The sequence below is a fragment of the Stenotrophomonas sp. Nf1 genome (assembly GCF_003028475.1).
Lineage (GTDB): Bacteria > Pseudomonadota > Gammaproteobacteria > Xanthomonadales > Xanthomonadaceae > Stenotrophomonas.
In genome coordinates this window covers 381,023-400,053 of record NZ_PYTV01000001.1, presented here as the reverse complement: position 1 = coordinate 400,053, position 19,031 = coordinate 381,023, and the positions used below count along the sequence as shown (strand labels likewise).

Below are 19,031 nucleotides of genomic sequence, written 5' to 3'. Positions count from 1 at the left end.
TGGCACATCCGAACACAGGAGAAACCCGATGCGCATCGAAACGTTTGGCAAAGACGTCGAAGTCACCCCGGCCCTGCAGTCCTATGTAGAGGAGAAGCTGGCCCGGATCGGAAAACACTTCGACCAGCACTGCGAAGCGCGGGTGACCCTCAAGCTGCAGAAGACCGAGCACCACGTCGACGCCAGCCTCAACATTCCGGGGCAGACCCTGCACGCCGAGGCCGGCGGCCAGACCATGTATGCCGCGATCGACGTGCTTGCGGACAAGCTTGACCGCCTGGTGATCAAGCACAAGGAGAAAAAACAGCAGCACGCACCGCTGCCGGTGGGCGACAATGGCGGCTGATCGCCACCGTTTCCCGCAGACATGCCCCTGAATGACCTCCTGGCGGCCGTGCAGACCCAACTCTGCACGGCCACCGACCGCGACAGCGTCCTGCAGGCCGCCGCCGGGTTGCTGGCCTGCCGCCAGGCCAACGCCGAACAGATCTACCTGAACCTGTGCCAGCGTGAAGCGCTGGGCAGCACGGCGATCGGTCACGGCATCGCCATCCCCCACGGCCGCGCGCCGACCCTGGATCGCCCACGCGGCGCCCTGCTGCGGTTGGCCACCCCGGTCGACTTCGGCGGCGACGAACCGGTCGACCTGGTATTTGCGATCGCCGTCCCCGCCCATTACACGCACCAGCACCTGATGCTGCTGTCCGAGCTGGCCGAACTGTTCTCGGCGCCGGCGATCCGCCAGGCGCTGCGTGACGCCGGCGACGCCCGGGCCCTGCGCCAGGCGCTGGACCTGCCCCCACCTGCGAGCGCCGCATGAATACCAGCATCACCGCACGCGAACTGTTCGAACAGCAGCGCGAGCGGCTCGGCCTGCGCTGGGCCGCCGGCCAGTCCGGCGAAAAGCGCGAGCTGGAGGCCGGCAACACGGTCTCGCGGCGCCCGTCGCTGGCCGGCTACCTCAATGCGATCTACCCCAACAAGGTGCAGATCCTGGGCACCGAAGAGCTGTCCTGGCTGGATGCGCTGGAACCGCGCCAGCGCTGGGAAACGATCGAGAAGATCATGCAGTCGCATCCGCTGGCGCTGGTGCTGACCCGCAACCAGCCCTGTCCGGAAGACCTGCGCGCCGCCGCCGATGAATCCGGCACGCCGCTGTGGCTGTCTCCCAAGCGCGGCCACGAGCTGCTCAACCATCTGTCCTACCACCTGGCGCGCACGCTGGCGCCGCGGGTGATCCTGCATGGCGTGTTCATGGAGATCTACTCCATCGGCGTGCTGATCACCGGTGAGGCCGGCTCGGGCAAGAGCGAGCTGGCGCTGGAGCTGCTCAGCCGTGGCCACCGGCTGGTGGCCGACGACGCCCCCGAGTTCACCCAGATCGCCCCCGACGTGCTCGATGGCACCTGCCCGGAGCTGCTGCAGGACCTGCTGGAAGTGCGCGGCCTGGGCGTGCTGAACGTGCGCGAGATGTTCGGCGACACGGCTGTAAAGAAGAACAAGTATCTTCGGCTGATCGTCCACCTGACCAAGCCGATGACCGAACCCACGCCGCATGGCTACGAGCGCCTGACCGGCGATTCGGGCACCCGCCATGTGCTGGACCTGGACGTGCCGCTGATCACCCTGCCGGTGATGCCGGGCCGCAACCTGGCCGTGCTGACCGAGGCGGCCACCCGCCTGCACATCCTGCGTACCAAGGGCATCGACCCGGCGGCGATGTTCATCGCCCGCCACAGCAACCTGCTGGAACGGCGAACGCCCTGACCCCCTGCCCTGCCAAGAGCCTGTCCATGAGCACCGTCCCTCCCACCGCCCCGACCCTGATCATCGTCAGCGGCCTGTCCGGCTCGGGTAAATCCGTCGCCCTGAAGACCTTCGAGGACCAGGACTACTACTGCTCGGACAACCTGCCGATCCACCTGCTGCCGGACTTCGTGCGCAGCCTGCTGGACAACCACGACGGCCGCGCGCCGCGCCGCTTGGCGGTGGGTATCGACGTGCGCGGCCAGGCCGACCTGAGCCAGCTGGGCGACTGGCGGCAGCTGGCCACCGACGCCGGCGTTGAAGTGAAGGTGCTGTTCTTCGAGGCCAGCGACGAGACCGTGCTCAAGCGCTATGCCGACACCCGCCGCCGGCATCCGCTGAGCCAGCTCGGTCTTTCTCTGCCCGAGGCGATCGCCCGCGAACGCGAACTGACCGCGCCGTTGCGGCGCGAAGCCGACGCGGTGATCGATACCAGCAGCCTCAATGTGCATCAGCTGCGCCGTCGCATCATCACCGAGTTCGCGATGGGCCATGCCACCAGCCTGTCGCTGTTGTTCGAATCGTTTGCCTACAAGCGTGGCGTGCCGGCCGAAGCAGACTTCGTGTTCGACGCACGGGTGCTGCCCAACCCGCACTGGGATCCCGACCTGCGCGCGCTCAGCGGGCGCGAACCCGGCGTGCGCGACTACCTGGAGGCGCAGCCGGATGTGCAGCGTTATCTGGCCCAGCTGATGGACTTTCTCGATACTTGGCTGCCGAAGCTGGGCGACGGCACCCGCAGCTACGTGACCGTGGCCTTCGGTTGCACCGGTGGCAAGCACCGCTCGGTGTTCCTGGCCGAGCGCATGGCGCGGCATGCGCGCGAGATGGGCTGGGAAGACGTGGCGACCTACCACCGCGAACAGGATTGAGGGCGTCGGCCGGGCTGCGCCCGGCACCCGCTGGTAGTGCCGGCCGCTGGCCGGCAACAGCAACAGCAACAGCAACAGCAACAGCAACAGCAGCATTTCGTGGGATGGCGGGGCGGGCCAGCAAGCGGGGGACGCTGCAAGTACGTCCCTGTAAGCTCGGTCGCCGCATCCATGCGGCTCACGCCCCCGCTTGCTGACCCACCCCGCCTTCGACAGGTTCCCGCCATCTGTAGGGACGGCGTTCTGCGCTGCTGTGGGTAGGTGTCGACCTTGGTCGACACGGTAGATCCACGCCATGCGTGGATGAATCGGAACCCGTGGCGGGTCAGAGCCCTTTTCCCATGGAAAAGGCATCCGACCCCGGCATCGCTGAATACGGGACACAGTGCCCCTCTCCTGCTGCTATCGCCGATTCACCTTGACCTGTTAACGTGCAGTAATGACCTGTGGCATTCTCCTCGTAACACACCCTGGGGTCGGGACCGCCCTGCTTGATGTGGCGACCCGGCTCCTGCGGCAATTGCCGCTGAAGACCGAAGCTTTCGAAGTACCGTTCGACGCAGACCTGGACGCCCTGCTCCCGCTCGCCTCGGCCGCCCTGCGGCGGGTAGATGGTGGTGCAGGCGTGCTGATCCTGACCGACCTGTACGGTGCCAGCCCCGCCAATCTTGCCGGGCAGCTGGCCCGGCTGGGGACCCCGGTTCGCCGGGTGTCGGCGCTGAGCCTGCCGATGTTGCTGCGGGTGATGAATTATCCGGAACAGGGACTGGATCAACTGCCCGCCACAGCCGCGGCGGGTACCCGTAATGGAGCGATAGTCGACGATGCTTGAACGAGAACTCACCGTGAGCAACCGCCTGGGCCTGCATGCCCGGGCCACCGCCAAGCTGGTGCAGACCCTGGCGCCTTTCCGCTGCAACGTGACCATGGCCGCCAAAGGCCGTGAGATCAACGCCAAGAGCATCATGGGCGTGATGCTGCTGGCTGCCGGCCAGGGCACGCCGGTCACCGTGCGCATCACCGGCGAGGACGAGTCGGCCGCGATGGATGCGGTGGTGGACCTGTTCGAACGCCGCTTCGACGAGGACAGCTGAGCGTGCCACGCGCACGCGCCGGCCAGCCTTCTTCCGGCCTGCGGCCGGTGCAGCTGCTGGCCGGCCACGGCGCCGCACGCGGCACGGCGATGGGCCGCGCCCGGGTGCGCCTGCCGCATGCGCTGGAGGTAGCCGAACAACGGGTGGCGCCCAGCCAGGTGGAGGCCGAACTGGCCCGCCTGCACCACGCAGTGGCCGCCGCACGCACCGAAATGCACGAGCTGCGCCAGCGCCTGCACGGTGCCCTGAGCCAGGAAGTGGGCGAATTCCTCGACCTGCACGCCCTGCTGCTGGACGACCCCGAGCTGCTGCACGGGCTGGATGAGCTGATCCGCAGCGGTCCGTACAGCGCAGGCTATGCCCTGCGCGTGCAACGCGACCGCCTGGCCAAGGTCTTCGATGGCATGGACGATGCCTATCTGAAGAGCCGCATGGACGATCTGGACCATGTGATCGGCCGCATCCATGCCTTCCTGCAACCCGAGCGTGCGCCGGTGGTGAAGGGCCTGGCCGGCGAGATCCTGGTCTGCGACAACATCGCCCCGTCCGAGCTGGCCCAGCTGCAGGCACAGGGCGTGGTCGGCATCGTCACGGCGGCCGGCAGCGCGCTGTCACACAGCGCCATCCTGGCGCGCAGCCTGCATCTGCCGTTGATCGTGAACGTGCCGCAGCTGCTGAGCCGCGTCGCCGATGGCGATGTGCTGATCATCGATGGCGCCGACGGCAGCATCACCGCCAACCCGCTGGCCGACAACCTGCGCGACTACCGCGCGCGCCTGAAGGAACACGCACGCGAACAGCGCGAGCTCGGGCGGCTGCGCAGCAAGCCCAGCCGCACCCGCGACCAGGTCGACATCGCCCTGCTGGCCAATGCCGAATCGCTGGAGGATGTGACCCAGGCCCATGCGCTGGGCGCCCAGGGCCTGGGCCTGTACCGCACCGAATTCCTGTTCCTGCAGCGTAACGAGCTGCCGGACGAGGAAGAGCAGTTCCAGACCTATCGCGACGCCGCGCTGGGCATGAGCGGGCGGCCGGTGACCATCCGCACGCTTGACCTGGGTGCGGACAAGGCCGACCGCACCGGCCTGACCCTGAGCAACGAGGAGAATCCGGCGCTGGGCCTGCGTGGCGTGCGCCTGTCGCTGGCGCGGCCGAAGGTAGCCGATACCCAGCTGCGTGCGATCCTGCGTGCATCGGCCTACGGCAAGCTGCGCGTGCTGCTGCCGATGATCAGCACCCGCGAGGAACTGCTGGCGGTGCGCCGGCGCATGCTGAAGCTGACCGAGCAGCTGCGCGGCGAAGGGCACATGGTGTCCGAGCATGTGCCGCTGGGCGCGATGATCGAAGTCCCCGCCGCCGCGCTGGCGCTGGAGAGTTTCATCGATCTGGTCGACTTCCTGTCGGTCGGCACCAATGACCTGGTGCAGTACCTGCTGGCCGCCGACCGCAACAACGAAGCGCTCGGCGAGTTGTATTCACCCCTGCACCCGGCCGTGCTGCGCCTGCTGCAGATGGTGATCGAGACCGGCGCGCGCCATCGCATTCCGGTAGCGGTGTGTGGCGAGATGGCCGGCGATGCACGGATGACGCCACTGCTGCTGGCGCTGGGCCTGACCGAGTTCAGCCTGCATCCGGGCACCCTGCTGGAAGTGCGCCGCGCGATCCGCGAGGCCGATCTGGCCACGCTGCGCGCGCGCGCACCGAAGTTGCTGGCCGCCCGCGACCGCCGCGCCATCGAGCGCTGGCTGGCGCTGGTGGTCGACGCGCCCTGACGCGCCGTCCGGCGGGGTCAGATCCCTCTCCGCCGGAGAGGGATCTGACCCCATTCCCCGGCGGCTATGCGCTGAAACATCCCCTTGCGATAATGACGCGCTGAACACCCCTGTTGCCGCATCCTTGCCGGGATCGCGGCTTTTCTTATCCCCGCGGGAGCTGCGATGGCTGAAGCTGTACGCCACGACAAGACTGCGCGCCAACTGCGGATGCTGTCCGATGCACTGGACAGTGGCCGCCTGGGTCCGGTGCGCCGCCTGGTCAACACCCTGGCCCCGGCCGAGATCGGCAACCTGCTCGAATCGCTGCCGCCCGGCAAGCGCGAGGTGGTGTGGGGCCTGGTCGATCCGGAAGATGACGGCGAGGTGCTGGTCCACGTCGGCGACGACGTGCGCGAGAGCCTGCTGGCCGACATGGACCCGGACGAGATCATCGCCGCGGTCGAAGACCTCGACATCGACGATCTGGCCGACCTGGTCGAAGACCTGCCGGACACGGTCATCGACGAGGTCCTCAAGTCGATGGACCGGGAGAACCGCGAGCGCCTGGAACAGGTGCTGTCCTATCCCGAGGACAGCGCCGGGCGCCTGATGAACCCGGACGTGGTGACCGTGCGCGCCGACGTCAACGTCGACGTGGTGCTGCGCTACCTGCGCCTGCGCGGCGAACTGCCCGACCACACCGATCATCTGTTCGTGGTCAGCCGCCGCCACCAGTACCTGGGCCGGGTGTCGCTGGCGGCACTGGTGACCCACGAGGACACCACCCCGATCAACCGCCTGATCGACGACGAGCAGCCGGCCATCGACGTCGGCGAGAGCGATCAGGAAGTCGCCCGCCAGTTCTCCGACCATGACTGGATCTCCGCGCCGGTGGTGGATGACAACAACATCCTGATCGGCCGCATCACCATCGATGACGTGGTCGACATCATCCGCGGCCAGGCCGAGCACCAGGCGCTGGGCGCCGCCGGTCTGGACGAGGACGAGGACCTGTTCAGCCCGGTCTGGCGCGCGATGCGCCGCCGCCTGATGTGGCTGTCGGTGAACCTGTGTACCGCCTTCCTGGCCTCCAGCGTGGTCGGCCATTTCGAAGGCACCATCGACAAGCTGGTGGCGCTGGCGGTGCTGATGCCGATCGTCGCCGGCCTCGGCGGCAACGCCGGTACCCAGGTGCTGGCACTGATGGTGCGCGGCCTGGCGCTGGGCCAGGTGGGCGCCTCCAACGCCCGCACCCTGCTGTGGAAGGAAGTCCGGGTCGCGCTGTTGAACGGCGTGATGCTCGGTTCGGTGCTGGGTCTGATCGTGCTGGCCTGGTTCCACTCGCCGGGGCTGTCGGCGGTGATCGCCATCGCACTGACCTGCAATCTGCTGTTCGCCGCGCTGGCCGGCGTGCTGGTACCGCTGACCCTGAAGCGCTTCGGTTTCGACCCCGCGCTGGCCAGTGGCATCTTCCTCACTGCGGTGACCGACTCGATGGGGTTCTTCACCTTCCTCGGCCTGGCCACCCTGGTGCTGCTGCACTGATCCCTGCACGGTCAGATCCTCGACCTGCTCCAAACCCAGGGTCGGATCCCCGCTGCGCGGGGCTCTGACCCGATCCCCACTGGATCCCCCATGGCAACCACCATCGAAAACTACTTCCAGCCCGGCTGGCGCGACCAGCAGCACACCTGCCCGGCCTGCGAATGGAAGGGCAACTCGCGCGCAATGGAGATGGAGCTGGACGAAGACGCCACCGAGTACGACTGCCCGGTCTGCGAGAACCCGCTGCTGGTGGTCCTGCACCCGGACCTGGCGCAGGTGCAGGCGGCGGCCGCCGACGGCAATGCCGAGGCCCAGGAGCAGCTGGACATCATCGCCAGCTTTCCACACCCGCAGTGACGCGGCGCACGATGCCGCGCTGACGGCAGCGGACTACGATGCAGTGACCTCGCCGCTTCTGGAAGCCCCATGCTCCGTTCAATCTCGCGCTGGCTGCCAGCCCTGGCCGTTCTGATGTTGACCGGCTGCTCCTCGATGCCGGACAGCGCGCGAGGACATTTCGAAGCGCGCGCGGTGAAGGTGGACGGCGAAACGGCCTACTACCAGGTGTTCGTTCCGGCGGCGGCGGCGCGCACACCCGGCTCGCTGCCGGTGGTGCTGTTCCTGCATGGATCCGGCGAGCGTGGCGGCGATGGCGTCAAGCAGACCCACGCGGGACTGGGGCCGCACCTGCGTGCGCATGCGGCCGATTTCCCGGCGCTGGCGGTGTTTCCGCAGGTGCCGGGGCGCGAGGAATGGAGCGGGCGCAACAACCGCGTGGCGCTGGCCGCGCTGGACGCCGCCATTGCCGAGTTCGGCGCCGACCCGGCGCGCCAGTACCTGACCGGCATGTCGATGGGCGGCTATGGCAGCTGGAACATCGCGCTGGACGACCCACGCCGCTTCGCGGCGATCGTGCCGGTATGTGGCGCGGTACTGGCCCCGCGTGCGGTGCGCCCGACCCTGTTCGTCGAACAGGTCGCCCACGAGGCCGACCCGTACGCGACCATCGCCCAGCGCCTGCGGCACACCCCGATCTGGATCTTCCACGGCGCGCTGGATGACGTGGTGCCGCCTGCCGATGACCGTCGCCTGCACACCGCGTTCCAGGCCGCCGGCGCGCGCGACGTGCGCTACACCGAATACCCCGACGGCAACCACAACGCCTGGGATGCCACCTACGCCGATCCGGCGATGTGGGCGTGGTTGTTCGCGCAGAAGCGCTGAGCCACCGCTTCTGCTGGGAAACATCTGTTGGTGGATGCCGACCGTTGGTCGGCATGGATGTTGGTGGGTGCCGACCGTTGGTCGGCATGGATGTTGGTGGGTGCCGACCGTTGGTCGGCACTATCTCTCCGTTTCGGGGAAATCCATTGCTTGGCAACTCACATCGATCTCCCATCGGCACCAGGCATACGGATACTCCCCCACGCAGCTCGCCAAGTTCGCCCTGACCGGGTTGGCGACGATGTACATCGCATGACGAAACAGTGATTCTTCAGAACGAATGGCGTGATCGTGATAGCTCGATTGCCAGAATCGTCCTGTTCTACCCAGCATGCGATTGATCCGCAATGCACTGCTCGATTTGAAGCGTTGCATGATGTAGTCCAGTGAGAACGCGCGGAGCTCCACCAGCCAATGGATGTGGTCCGGCATGACCACATAGGCAAGCGAGTGCGTCAGACCTTCAGCATCAATGCGGCGGACCACGTCCATCACCATCAGCGCCGCATTGGCATCGTCGAAGTAGCGTCGACGACTCCCGGTAACGGTGGTCAGGATGTAGGTCTGCCCGATCCGGGAATGACGGCCAAGGCGTAGACGTGCACAGCTCATGGGCCCAAGCTTGTGCCCGCCGCCAGCTTGCTTCCATCAGGTAAACGCTCCGATGGAGGTAGGGCTGCGGCCAATCAATGGTCGCGCCCAGGAGTTCACGTGACGTGTTGCTCTGTGCCGACCAACGGTCGGCACCTACCCAAGCAAATCCAGGGGGATCAGCCCAGCAGGGTTTCCAGCACGGCCATGCGCACGGCGACGCCGTTGGCGACCTGGCGCAGCACCCACGACTGCGGGCCGTCGGCCACCTCGTCGGTCACTTCCACGCCGCGGTTGATCGGACCGGGGTGCAGCACCGCCGCATCCTTGCCGGCACGCGCCAGGCGCGCGTTGGTCAGGCCGTACTGCGCGTGGTACTGCTCCAGCGACGGCACCAGGCCCTCTTCCATGCGCTCGCGCTGCAGGCGCAGCATCATCAGCGCATCGACGCCTTCCAGCATCGCGTCGAAATCATCGCCGACCACGCAGCCCTTCAGGGTCTCATCGTCGGGCAGCAGCGACTGCGGGCCGCATACGCGGATCTCGCCCACGCCCAGCGTGCGCAGCGCGTGCAGGTCGGTGCGGGCCACGCGCGAATGCTTCACGTCGCCGACGATCACCACCTTCAGCTTCGAGAAATCCGGGCCCTTGGCCTGGCGCAGGGTCAGCATGTCCAGCAGGCCCTGGGTCGGGTGCGAACTGCGGCCGTCGCCGGCGTTGATCAACGCCGTGCCCTCGCCCGCCGCCTCGGCCAGTGCGGCCACGGCGCCGTCATCGGGGTGGCGCACCACGAAGCCGCGCACGCCCATCGCTTCCAGGTTGCGCAGCGTGTCGCAGGCGGTTTCGCCCTTGCGCGTGGACGAAGTGGAGGCATCGAAGTTCAGCACGTCGGCGCCCAGCCGCTGCGCCGCCAGCTGGAACGAGCTGCGGGTACGCGTGGACGGTTCGAAGAACAGCGTGCACACCGCCGAACCGGCCAGCACGTGGCGCTTGTTGCCGACGCGGCCGACTGCGGCATCGCGGATCTGCCCGGCACGGTCGAGCAGCTGCAGCAGGGTTTCGCGCGGCAGGCCCTCAAGGGTCAGCAGGTGGCGCAGGCGTCCGGAGGCATCGAGTTGCTGGGCGGTCATGGCGGGAGTCGTGCAGTCAGGGAATGGGAGTGGCGTCGTCCGGTGACGACAGCCAGCGGTCGATGATCACCGCCGCGGCCACCGCATCGAGGGCGGCCGCGTCACGGCGGCGCCTGCGCCCTTCGGCGCGCTCGACAGCGAAGCGGCGGGCAGCCTCGACCGAGCTGGAGCGCTCGTCGATCATCACCACCGGCAGCTTGAAACGTTCCCGCAGCTGGCGGGCAAAGCCCTGCGCGCGCTTGCGGTTGGGCTGGTCCTGGCCATCGAGGGTGAGCGGGTCGCCCACCACCAGGCCATCGGGCTTCCATTCCTTGAGCAGCCGTTCGATCGCGGTCCAGTCCGGGCCGTTGCCATGCACATCAACTACGGCCACTGCGCGCGCATGCGCGGCGAAAGCACTGCCGATGGCCACGCCGATCCGCCGCGAGCCCACGTCGAAGCCGAGCACGGTGCCATCACGGCGGATGACGGCCGGCTCAGACATGGCCGCTGTAGTCCGTCAGCCGGAACAGGTCCACGCCGATGCGCGAGGCCGCGCCCTGCCAGCGCTGCTCCAGCGGCAGCTGGAACACCAGTTCGGCATCGGCCGGCACGGTCAGCCAGCTGTTCTCGGCCAGCTCGCTTTCCAGCTGGCCGGCGCCCCACCCCGCACAACCGAGGGTGACCACGGCGTTGGCCGGGCCTTCGCCACGCGCCATCGCTTCAAGGATGTCGCGCGAAGTGGTCAGGTACAGGCCTTCGCCCACGATCAGGCTGGAATCCCACGCCCGTGCGTCGTCGTGGATGACAAAGCCGCGTTCGGGATGCACCGGGCCGCCGTTGAGCACCATGCGTGCCTGCAGGTCGCCATCACCGGTGCTGATGTCCATCTGCGCGAGCACTTCGCCCAGGGTGTACTCGGACGGCTGGTTGACCAGCACGCCCATCGCCCCGTTCTCGTCGTGCTGGCAGATCAGCGCGACGCTGCGGGCAAAGGTCGCGTCGAGCAGCGACGGCAGCGCGACGAGCAGGTGATCGGCAAGGGAGGTCGGCGTTACAGGCATGGCCCCATTCTAGCGGCTGGGCGCGCCGGGCGCCTCCACTCGACGGTCACGGCGCGCATAATGACGTCCCACCGCGCAGGAGTTCGACGTGTCCGGTTACTGCCTCATCGCCCCGGGCCATCCGGTGCACGACTACTACCACGCCAACGAGTACGGCTTCCCGCAGCGTGACGAGCGCGAACTGTTCGAGCGGCTGGTGCTGGAGATCAACCAGGCCGGGCTGAGCTGGGAAACGATCCTGAAGAAGCGCGAGGGCTTCCGCGCGGCCTATGACGGTTTCGATGTGGACCGCGTGGCAGCTTATGCCGAGCAGGACATCGAACGCCTGCTGTCCGATGCCGGCATCATCCGCAACCGGTTGAAGGTGCTGGCGGCGATCCACAACGCGCAGGTGATCCAGCAACTGAGGGCCAGCCATGGCAGCTTCGCGGCGTGGCTGGATGCGCATCACCCGCGCAGCAAGGCCGACTGGGTGAAGCTGTTCAAGAAGACGTTCCGCTTCACCGGCGGCGAGATCACCGGCGAGTTCCTGATGAGCCTGGGCTACCTGCCCGGCGCCCATGCCGAGGACTGCCCGGTGCAGGCGCGGCTGCTGAAGCTTTCACCGCCGTGGTTGAAGGCCGCCGCCCGCTGATGCAAATCCGCCGGGCATGGCCCGGCGCTACCACGCGTGGGTTCCGGTAGTGCCGGCCGCTGGCCGGCACCCCCGTTGAACCCTCACACCCCCATGTAACGGCCCGGGCGGTGGTTGAACATCAGCACCAGGCTGAGCACCACTGCGCCGATGGCCGAATACAGCACTTTCGACGGCGACAACACGAAGAACGCAGCCACCATCAGGCACGCGTCGTAGGACATCTGCACCTTGCCCGCGCTCCAGCCACGGGTGCGCTGCAGGTACACCGCCAGGATGCCGATGCCGCCGAGGCTGGCGCGGTGGCGGATGAAGAACAGGATGCCCAGCCCGGACAGCGCGCCACCGACGATCGCCGAATACAGCGGGTGGATGTGCGAGAAGTCGATCCAGCGCGGCAGCAGGTCGGTCAGCACGCCGCAAGCGGTGACCGCGGCAAAGGTCTTCAGGGTGAATTCCCAGCCCATGCGCCGCACCGCCACCCAGTAGAACGGCAGGTTGACCAGCACGAACACCACGCCGAAGTTCCAGTCCAGCGCGTAGTGCAGCAGGAAGGCCATGCCGGCCATACCGCCGATCATCAGCCCGCTCTTGGCGAAGATGGCCAGCCCCAGCGAGGCCACCATGGTGGCCAGCACCATGCCCTGCACATCCTCGGCGATCGAGTGGCGCAAGGCTTTTTCATCGGCGGTGGTACCGGCGCTGTCCGGCGGCGGGGTCAACGGACCGGCGGTGACCAGGTGGCCGTCGGCGTCGTCGCACGGCGCGGGGCCATGGGAAGGGAGGGACATACGGGTGGGGGAACAGCAGGTGGGGAGCGATATTAGACACGATCTGCATGACAGTTGCAGATGAAATCGTTCAGCTGAATGCGCCCCACCCTGCCTTCCGCCTCCCCTTGATCAGCCCTTGCCAGCCAGGTGGTGCGCCACCAGCGCATTGGCGTGCCCATGGCCCAGTCCGTGCTCGCTCTTCAGGAAGCTGACCAGTTCCATGTGCTTGAGCCCCTTCTTCTTCGACAGCAGGCCGAACCAGTGTGCCACCGGCTGCCCGTAGGTCTTCTCGATGGAGGGGAAGTACGAGGCCGGGCCTTTCGGCTTGGTGTCAGTGCTCATCTGCAGCTCCCATTGAAGTCATTCATTCGACGAACCACAGACGCAGAAATCGACACACCCTCACGTAGTGGTGCCGGATCCCGTGCCGACCAGCGGTCGGCACCCACCAACAGCAGCGGGAAACTGTCGAAGGCGGGGTGGCTCAGGTTGCGGGGGCGTGAGCGCCATGGATGGCGCGACCGAGGCTACATGGACGTACTTGCGCCGTCCCCCGCGACCTGAGCCACCCCGCCTCCCACGGGAAGCCAGCTTTTGACGTTGCCGTTGACGTTGATTCGGCAGGTGCCGGGCGCAGCCCGGCCGTATCATTCGCGCATGCCCCGTGAAAACCTCAACGACCTGCAGGCCTTCGTCCACGTCGCCCGCGAGGGCAGCTTCACCCGGGCGGCCGCGCAGCTGGGCGTCTCCCAGTCCGCGCTCAGCCATGCCATGCGCGGGCTGGAACAGCGCCTGGGTGTGCGCCTGCTGACCCGCACCACGCGCAGTGTATCCACCACCGAAGCCGGCGCCCGCCTGCTCGACACGCTGGTTCCGCGCCTGGCCGAGATCGAGGACGGGCTGGCCGCGCTGGCCGAGTACCGCGAGCGCCCGGCCGGCACCATCCGCATCAACGCGACCGGCCATGCCGCCGAGTACATCGCCTGGCCGCGACTGGCGCCGCTGCTGCAGCAGTACCCGGACCTGAAGGTGGAACTGACCGCCGACTACGGCCTGGCCGACATCGTTGCCGAGCGCTACGACATCGGCATCCGTCTGGGCGAGCGGCTGGCCCGGGACATGATCGCCGTGCCGGTCAGCCCACCGCTGCGCATGCGCGTGGTCGGCGCCCCCAGCTATTTCCGCCAGCACGTGGTGCCGCAGCATCCGGACGAGCTGGCCGCGCACAACTGCGTCACCCTGCGCCTGCCGACCCACGGTGGGCTGATGCCGTGGGATTTCGGCAAGGACGGCAACGAACTGAGCGTGCGCGTCAGTGGCCAGTGGATCTTCAACAGCATGGGCATGACCCGCGCCGCCGCACTGGCCGGCAGCGGCCTGGCCTGGCTGCCGGAAGACCAGGTACAACCGATGCTGGACGATGGACGGCTGCTGTCGGTGCTCGACGATTGGTGCCCGCACTTCGATGGGTACTACGCGTACTACCCGTCCCGCCGGCATGTAACGGTGGCGATGCGCACGGTGCTGGATGCGCTGCGCGAGCCGATGAGGTGAGGGTCAAGGAGTGCGGACCAACGGTCCGCACCCACCACCAACGGTCCGCACCCACCACCAACGGTCCGCACCCACCACACTCTGCACCCACCGGGCGGTCAGCCCTTGGCCTGTGCCGCACGCTGCGCGTTGTACCGCTCGCCGACGATCGCGACTTCCTCCAGCGCCTGTGCGATGCGCTGCCGTTCCTCCGGCGCCAGCTGCAGCGCGGCCGCGCCCAGGTTTTCTTCCAGGCGGTGGATCTTGGTGGTGCCCGGAATCGGCACGATCCAAGGTGCCTGCGCCAGCAGCCAGGCCAGCGCCACCTGTGCCGGGGTCGCACCGCGCGCAGCAGCAATCGTGCTGATGCGGTCCACCAGCGCCTGGTTGGCGCGACGCGCTTCCACCTCGAAACGCGGCACGGTGTTGCGGAAGTCGTTGGCGTCGAAGGTCGTATCAGCGTTGATCGCACCGGTCAGGAAGCCGCGGCCGAGCGGGCTGAACGGCACGAAGCCGATGCCCAGTTCCTGCAGGGTCGGCAGCAGCTCGCGCTCCGGCTCACGCCACCACAGGGAGTACTCGCTCTGCACCGCCGCCACCGGCTGTACCGCATGCGCGCGGCGCACGGTGGCGGCACTGGCCTCGGACAGGCCGAAGTGGCCGACCTTGCCCTCGGCGATCAGGTCGCGCACGGTACCGGCTACATCTTCGATCGGCACGTTCGGGTCGACGCGGTGCTGGTAGAACAGGTCGATATGGTCGGTACGCAGCCGCTTGAGGCTGGCCTCGGCTACCGCACGGATGTTCTCGGGACGGCTGTCCAGGCCGGTATCCACCCGCGCATCCTTGAAGCCGAACTTGGTGGCGATCACCAGTTTGTCGCGGTACGGCGCCAGCGCCTCGCCGAGCAGGTCTTCGTTGGTATACGGGCCGTACACTTCGGCGGTATCGAAGAAGGTCACACCGCGCTCGACAGCGGCGTGCAGCAGCGCGATGCCCTGGCTGCGCTCGACCGGCTGGCCGTAGCCATGGCTCAGGCCCATGCAGCCCAGGCCCAGGGCGGAAACCTTCAGGCCGCTGCGGCCGAGTTCACGTGTCTGCATCGTCGTGCTCCAGAGGGGGAGCGCTGACGATACGCCTGCAAGGGCGGCGGATTGAACCGACGCGATGGCAGTCGGTCATGACTGGAATTCATCAATCAGCCGCGGTACCCGTCATTCCATCGACTGCAGGGTGTCGGCGCATCCCGCCAGTTCCACCATCATCCTGCCAGCATTGCGGAACGTCGGATCCCGCGGCACCCATCGCGCGAACCAGCGCTGCTCGCCGTCCACCACGGACTCGAAAATCCACGATGAACCATCGAGTCCAGCGCTCGAATCTTCGCCCTGCAGCAGCGCAAACGCGCTGGCAATGGCCTTCCACTCCTGCGCGCTCAGCGCGCGGGGCGGAGAACATGTCCCGCCCTTGATGAGGGTGGCTGGGCCGTCGGACGGCGATGCGGGAATCTCGAAATCGCGTGCACTGCGCCCGACGATCCACGCCTGGCCCGCTGCGTTGCGCTGCGCGCGTATGACCACACCCGGGAAGAACGCGGGTTCCCAGACGAAGCGATACGCCTGGACCGGTACGCTGCCACAGCGGAACGACGGCTCCGGCAAGCCATCGAGATCCCGCAACCGGTCGTTGTAGGACGCCCTTGCAAACCCGGTGAAATCGACGAACGGAAGCGGGTCCCTGCTGCGCCTCTGTGCGGGCGGTGGCAGCAGATACCAGGCGTGCGCCTGCGGATCGTCGCAGTCCCCGGCCGGGGCGGCGGACTCGGGAGTACGCGCACAACCGACCTGCAACAGCACGGCCATTGCCAACATCACGCGCGCCGTTTCACGCATGCACACCTTCCTGACAGGTTCACGCCGGAATACAGCAGGCGTTGTGGTCATCACGAAGCAGAAGGCGCCCGCAGGCGCCTTGGTGGTCACCGGATCTCGGAAATCTCCACGCCATCCAGCCCCTGCGACAGCGTGCGTGCGTCGCCGCCCTGGCTGAGCTTGATGCGCAGGCGTACCTCGTTCTGCGAATCGGCGTAGCGCAGTGCGTCCTCGTAGCTGATCTCACCGGCCTGGTACAGCTCGAACAGGCTCTGGTCGAAGGTCTTCATGCCCAGCTGGACCGAATCCTTCATCACTTCCTTCAGCTTGTGGATCTCGCCATCGCGGATATAGTCCTGCACCAGCGGCGTGCCCAGCAGGATCTCCATCGCCACCTTGCGCGAACGACCATCGGGCGAAGGCACCAGCTGCTGCGCCACCACACCCTTGAGGTTCAGCGATAGATCCATCAGCAGCTGGTTGCGGCGGTCTTCCGGGAAGAAGTTGATGATGCGGTCCATCGCCTGGTTGGCGTTGTTGGCATGCAGCGTGCACAGCACCAGATGGCCGGTTTCGGCGAAGGCGATGGCATGGTCCATGCCCTCGCGGGTACGCACCTCGCCGATCATGATCACGTCCGGCGCCTGGCGCAGGGTGTTCTTCAACGCCGCTTCCCAGCTGTCGGTATCAATGCCCACTTCGCGCTGGGTGATGATGCAGCCTTCGTGCTTGTGCACGAATTCGATCGGGTCTTCGATGGTGATGATATGGCCGGTCGAATTATGGTTGCGATAACCGATCATCGCCGCCAGCGATGTCGACTTGCCGGTACCGGTGGCACCGACGAACAGGATGATGCCGCGCTTGGTCATCGCCAGCGTCTTGATGATCGGCGGCAGGCTCAGCTCTTCCACGGTCGGGATGCGCGTCTCGATGCGACGCAGCACCATGCCGACCTGGTTGCGTTGGTAGAAGCAGCTGACACGGAAGCGGCCGACACCGGACAGGCCGATGGCGAAGTTGCATTCGTGGGTCTTTTCGAACTCTTCGCGCTGCGCCGGGGTCATCACGTTGAGGACCAGGTCGCGGCTCTGCTGCGGCGTCAGCGGGGTCTGTGTGATCGGCGAGATCTTGCCGTTGACCTTCATCGCCGGCGGCATGCCAGCGGTGATGAACAGGTCCGAGGCGCGCTGGTGCGCCATCAGCTTGAGGAACGAAGTGAAATCGATGGTGGTCGCGGTGGTGTTCACGGCGGGCTCCCAATGGGGCATGTACCAGGAAACGGTCGGTGGAGGAAACAGCACGGCAACGGCGGCGCGGTGGCGCACGCCGCCCGTGGTCGTCCCGCCTTACTCGAACAGGCGCTTGTCCTTGGCGTAGTCGCGGGCCTGATTGCGGGTGATCAGACTGCGCTTGACCAGATCCTGCAGGTGCTGGTCCAGGGTCATCATGCCGTACTGCTGGCCGGTCTGGATGGCCGAATACATCTGCGCCACCTTGTCCTCGCGGATCAGGTTGCGGATGGCCGGGGTGCCCACCATGATCTCCCACGCTGCGGTACGACCGCCGCCGACCTTCTTCAGCAGCGCCTGCGAGATCACCGCGCGCAGCGATTCGGACAGCATCGAGCGCACCATCGGCTTCTCGCCGGCCGGGAACACGTCGATGATGCGGTCGATGGTCTTGGCCGCCGAACTGGTGTGCAGGGTGCCGAACACCAGGTGGCCGGTTTCCGCAGCGGTCAGCGCCAGGCGGATGGTTTCCAGGTCACGCAGTTCGCCCACCAGGATGATGTCCGGATCTTCACGCAGTGCCGAACGCAGTGCTTCGTTGAAGCCGTGCGTATCGCGATGCACTTCGCGCTGGTTGATCAGGCACTTCTGCGAGGTGTGCACGAATTCGATCGGATCCTCGACGGTGAGGATGTGGCCGTATTCGTTCTTGTTGATGTAGTCGATCATCGCCGCCAGCGTGGTCGACTTGCCCGAGCCGGTCGGACCGGTCACCAGGATCAGGCCCTGCGGCTGCTGGATCACCTCGCGGAACAGCGGCGGGCAGGCCAGGTCCTCCAGGGTCAGCACCTCGGAGGGAATGGTACGGAACACCGCACCGGCACCACGGTTCTGGTTGAACGCGTTCACTCGGAAGCGCGCCAGCGACGGGATCTCGAACGAGAAATCCACTTCGAGGAATTCCTCGTAATCGCGGCGCTGCTTGTCGGACATGATGTCGTATACCAGCGCGTGGACCTGCTTGTGGTCCAGGGCTGGAATGTTGATCCGGCGCACGTCGCCGTCCACGCGGATCATCGGCGGCAGGCCTGCGGACAGGTGCAGGTCGGACGCTTTGTTCTTTACGGAAAACGCCAGCAGTTCGGCGATATCCATGAGCGGCTACTCCCCAATAACGGCTTCGACTGGAAGGATCTTTCCCCGGGCGGCAGTATAGCCTCCTGATTCAATGGAACGCGTTACGTGGCCACTCCCCTGCCCCAGATCCTGAGCAACCTGCATGCCGCCGCCGCAGCGGCCGGCCGGCCCGACCCGCGTCTGCTGGCGGTGTCCAAGACCCAACCGGCCGAGGCCGTGGCCGCGCTGGCCGCCCAGGGCCAGCAGGCGTTCGGCGAGAACTACGTGCAGGAAGCACTGGCCAAGATGCAGGCGCTGCAGCACCTGGCGCTGGAATGGCACCTGATCGGCCATCTGCAGTCGAACAAGGCCGACGCCGTCGCCGCCCACTTCGACTGGGTACAGAGCGTGGACCGGCCCAAGCTGGTGACCGCGCTGGCACGGCATCGCCCCGAGGCGCGTGGCCCGCTGAACGTGCTGATCCAGGTCAACATCGACGACGAATCCAGCAAGCACGGCTGTGCACCGGAGGACGTGGCGGCACTGGCCACCGCGATTGCCGCCGAACCCCGCCTGCGCCTGCGTGGCCTGATGGCCATTCCCGCGCCGTGGCCCGAGGCCGAGCGCCGCCGCGACGCGTTCGTGCGCATGCGCACACTTTTCCAGTCACTGGCCACCCAGCACCCGCAGCTGGACACGCTGTCGATGGGCATGAGCAGTGACTACGCCGAAGCCATCGCCGAGGGCGCCACCCTGGTGCGCATCGGCACCGCCCTGTTCGGCGCGCGCCCGCGCCCGGCCTGACATTCGAAG

At 67.1% G+C, this 19,031-nt stretch carries 23 protein-coding genes; 13 read left to right on the top strand and 10 right to left on the bottom strand.

From position 1 onward, the window contains the following. Positions 1-28 precede the first annotated feature (28 nt). The 10 genes from raiA to C9412_RS01925 all read left to right on the top strand — a co-directional run bounded on the left by raiA (position 29) and on the right by C9412_RS01925 (position 8,295). Positions 29-346: a ribosome-associated translation inhibitor RaiA gene (raiA, locus tag C9412_RS01970; protein WP_057497261.1), complete on the top strand. Its 318-nt coding sequence runs from the start codon at positions 29-31 to the stop codon at positions 344-346. Between the two features lie 21 nt (positions 347-367). Next, a complete protein-coding gene (locus C9412_RS01965; RefSeq protein ID WP_107230072.1) occupies positions 368-820 on the top strand; it encodes a PTS sugar transporter subunit IIA in 453 nt (150 codons plus the stop codon). Continuing rightward, positions 817-1,767 (top strand): HPr(Ser) kinase/phosphatase, encoded by a 951-nt coding sequence (gene hprK, locus C9412_RS01960; RefSeq protein ID WP_057497259.1) that lies wholly within the window; start codon positions 817-819, stop codon positions 1,765-1,767. The genes C9412_RS01965 and hprK overlap by 4 nt, the downstream gene beginning before the upstream one ends. Before the next feature lie 26 nt (positions 1,768-1,793). Then, on the top strand, positions 1,794-2,678 hold the full coding sequence (gene rapZ / locus C9412_RS01955) for an RNase adapter RapZ (protein WP_181358759.1): 885 nt from the start codon (positions 1,794-1,796) through the stop codon (positions 2,676-2,678). Between the two features lie 439 nt (positions 2,679-3,117). Further along, positions 3,118-3,510 (top strand): PTS fructose IIA subunit family protein, encoded by a 393-nt coding sequence (locus C9412_RS01950; protein ID WP_057497257.1) that lies wholly within the window; start codon positions 3,118-3,120, stop codon positions 3,508-3,510. Further along, positions 3,503-3,772, top strand: a complete 270-nt coding sequence (locus tag C9412_RS01945) for an HPr family phosphocarrier protein (RefSeq protein ID WP_107230071.1) — start codon at positions 3,503-3,505, stop codon at positions 3,770-3,772. Before C9412_RS01950 ends, C9412_RS01945 begins: the two co-directional genes overlap by 8 nt. A gap of 2 nt (positions 3,773-3,774) precedes the next feature. Continuing rightward, a complete protein-coding gene (gene ptsP, locus C9412_RS01940; protein WP_107230070.1) occupies positions 3,775-5,544 on the top strand; it encodes a phosphoenolpyruvate--protein phosphotransferase in 1,770 nt (589 codons plus the stop codon). A gap of 165 nt (positions 5,545-5,709) precedes the next feature. Continuing rightward, complete coding sequence (mgtE, locus tag C9412_RS01935) at positions 5,710-7,071, top strand: magnesium transporter (protein ID WP_005408383.1); 1,362 nt, start codon at positions 5,710-5,712, stop codon at positions 7,069-7,071. Between the two features lie 90 nt (positions 7,072-7,161). Next, entirely contained in the window at positions 7,162-7,428 is a 267-nt protein-coding gene (locus C9412_RS01930) for a hypothetical protein (RefSeq protein ID WP_107230069.1), read from the top strand. Positions 7,429-7,497: 69 nt separating this feature from the next. Continuing rightward, positions 7,498-8,295 (top strand): prolyl oligopeptidase family serine peptidase, encoded by a 798-nt coding sequence (locus C9412_RS01925; RefSeq protein ID WP_107230068.1) that lies wholly within the window; start codon positions 7,498-7,500, stop codon positions 8,293-8,295. Between the two features lie 120 nt (positions 8,296-8,415). Here C9412_RS01925 and C9412_RS01920 read toward each other — a convergent pair whose 3' ends face one another. The 4 genes from C9412_RS01920 to C9412_RS01905 all read right to left on the bottom strand — a co-directional run bounded on the left by C9412_RS01920 (position 8,416) and on the right by C9412_RS01905 (position 11,059). Continuing rightward, on the bottom strand, positions 8,416-8,907 hold the full coding sequence (locus C9412_RS01920; protein WP_107230067.1) for a transposase: 492 nt from the start codon (positions 8,905-8,907) through the stop codon (positions 8,416-8,418). Between the two features lie 158 nt (positions 8,908-9,065). Beyond that, complete coding sequence (locus C9412_RS01915; RefSeq protein WP_107230066.1) at positions 9,066-10,016, bottom strand: aspartate carbamoyltransferase catalytic subunit; 951 nt, start codon at positions 10,014-10,016, stop codon at positions 9,066-9,068. A 16-nt stretch (positions 10,017-10,032) separates the two neighbouring features. Next, positions 10,033-10,500, bottom strand: a complete 468-nt coding sequence (gene ruvX, locus C9412_RS01910; protein ID WP_107230065.1) for a Holliday junction resolvase RuvX — start codon at positions 10,498-10,500, stop codon at positions 10,033-10,035. Continuing rightward, complete coding sequence (locus tag C9412_RS01905; protein ID WP_107230064.1) at positions 10,493-11,059, bottom strand: YqgE/AlgH family protein; 567 nt, start codon at positions 11,057-11,059, stop codon at positions 10,493-10,495. Before C9412_RS01905 ends, ruvX begins: the two co-directional genes overlap by 8 nt. Before the next feature lie 88 nt (positions 11,060-11,147). Between C9412_RS01905 and C9412_RS01900 the strand changes: the two genes are divergently transcribed. After that, positions 11,148-11,693, top strand: a complete 546-nt coding sequence (locus C9412_RS01900) for a DNA-3-methyladenine glycosylase I (protein ID WP_107230063.1) — start codon at positions 11,148-11,150, stop codon at positions 11,691-11,693. 83 nt (positions 11,694-11,776) lie between these two features. Here C9412_RS01900 and C9412_RS01895 read toward each other — a convergent pair whose 3' ends face one another. Together C9412_RS01895 and C9412_RS01890 are read right to left on the bottom strand one after the other, a co-directional pair. Further along, positions 11,777-12,484, bottom strand: a complete 708-nt coding sequence (locus C9412_RS01895) for a YitT family protein (protein WP_029379885.1) — start codon at positions 12,482-12,484, stop codon at positions 11,777-11,779. Between the two features lie 111 nt (positions 12,485-12,595). Continuing rightward, on the bottom strand, positions 12,596-12,808 hold the full coding sequence (locus tag C9412_RS01890; protein WP_099553959.1) for a DUF4287 domain-containing protein: 213 nt from the start codon (positions 12,806-12,808) through the stop codon (positions 12,596-12,598). Between the two features lie 315 nt (positions 12,809-13,123). Here C9412_RS01890 and C9412_RS01885 point away from each other — a divergent pair, with 315 nt between their 5' ends. Continuing rightward, a complete protein-coding gene (locus tag C9412_RS01885; protein ID WP_107230062.1) occupies positions 13,124-14,020 on the top strand; it encodes a LysR family transcriptional regulator in 897 nt (298 codons plus the stop codon). Positions 14,021-14,118: 98 nt separating this feature from the next. Here C9412_RS01885 and C9412_RS01880 read toward each other — a convergent pair whose 3' ends face one another. The 4 genes from C9412_RS01880 to C9412_RS01865 all read right to left on the bottom strand — a co-directional run bounded on the left by C9412_RS01880 (position 14,119) and on the right by C9412_RS01865 (position 18,257). Continuing rightward, entirely contained in the window at positions 14,119-15,102 is a 984-nt protein-coding gene (locus C9412_RS01880; protein ID WP_107230061.1) for an aldo/keto reductase, read from the bottom strand. Positions 15,103-15,213: 111 nt separating this feature from the next. Then, positions 15,214-15,891 (bottom strand): hypothetical protein, encoded by a 678-nt coding sequence (locus C9412_RS01875; protein WP_107230060.1) that lies wholly within the window; start codon positions 15,889-15,891, stop codon positions 15,214-15,216. An 86-nt stretch (positions 15,892-15,977) separates the two neighbouring features. Further along, entirely contained in the window at positions 15,978-17,141 is a 1,164-nt protein-coding gene (locus C9412_RS01870; protein WP_107230059.1) for a PilT/PilU family type 4a pilus ATPase, read from the bottom strand. Between the two features lie 78 nt (positions 17,142-17,219). Next, positions 17,220-18,257: a type IV pilus twitching motility protein PilT gene (locus tag C9412_RS01865; protein WP_006422551.1), complete on the bottom strand. Its 1,038-nt coding sequence runs from the start codon at positions 18,255-18,257 to the stop codon at positions 17,220-17,222. An 87-nt stretch (positions 18,258-18,344) separates the two neighbouring features. Here C9412_RS01865 and C9412_RS01860 point away from each other — a divergent pair, with 87 nt between their 5' ends. Next, on the top strand, positions 18,345-19,022 hold the full coding sequence (locus C9412_RS01860; RefSeq protein WP_107230058.1) for a YggS family pyridoxal phosphate-dependent enzyme: 678 nt from the start codon (positions 18,345-18,347) through the stop codon (positions 19,020-19,022). Positions 19,023-19,031 lie beyond the last annotated feature (9 nt).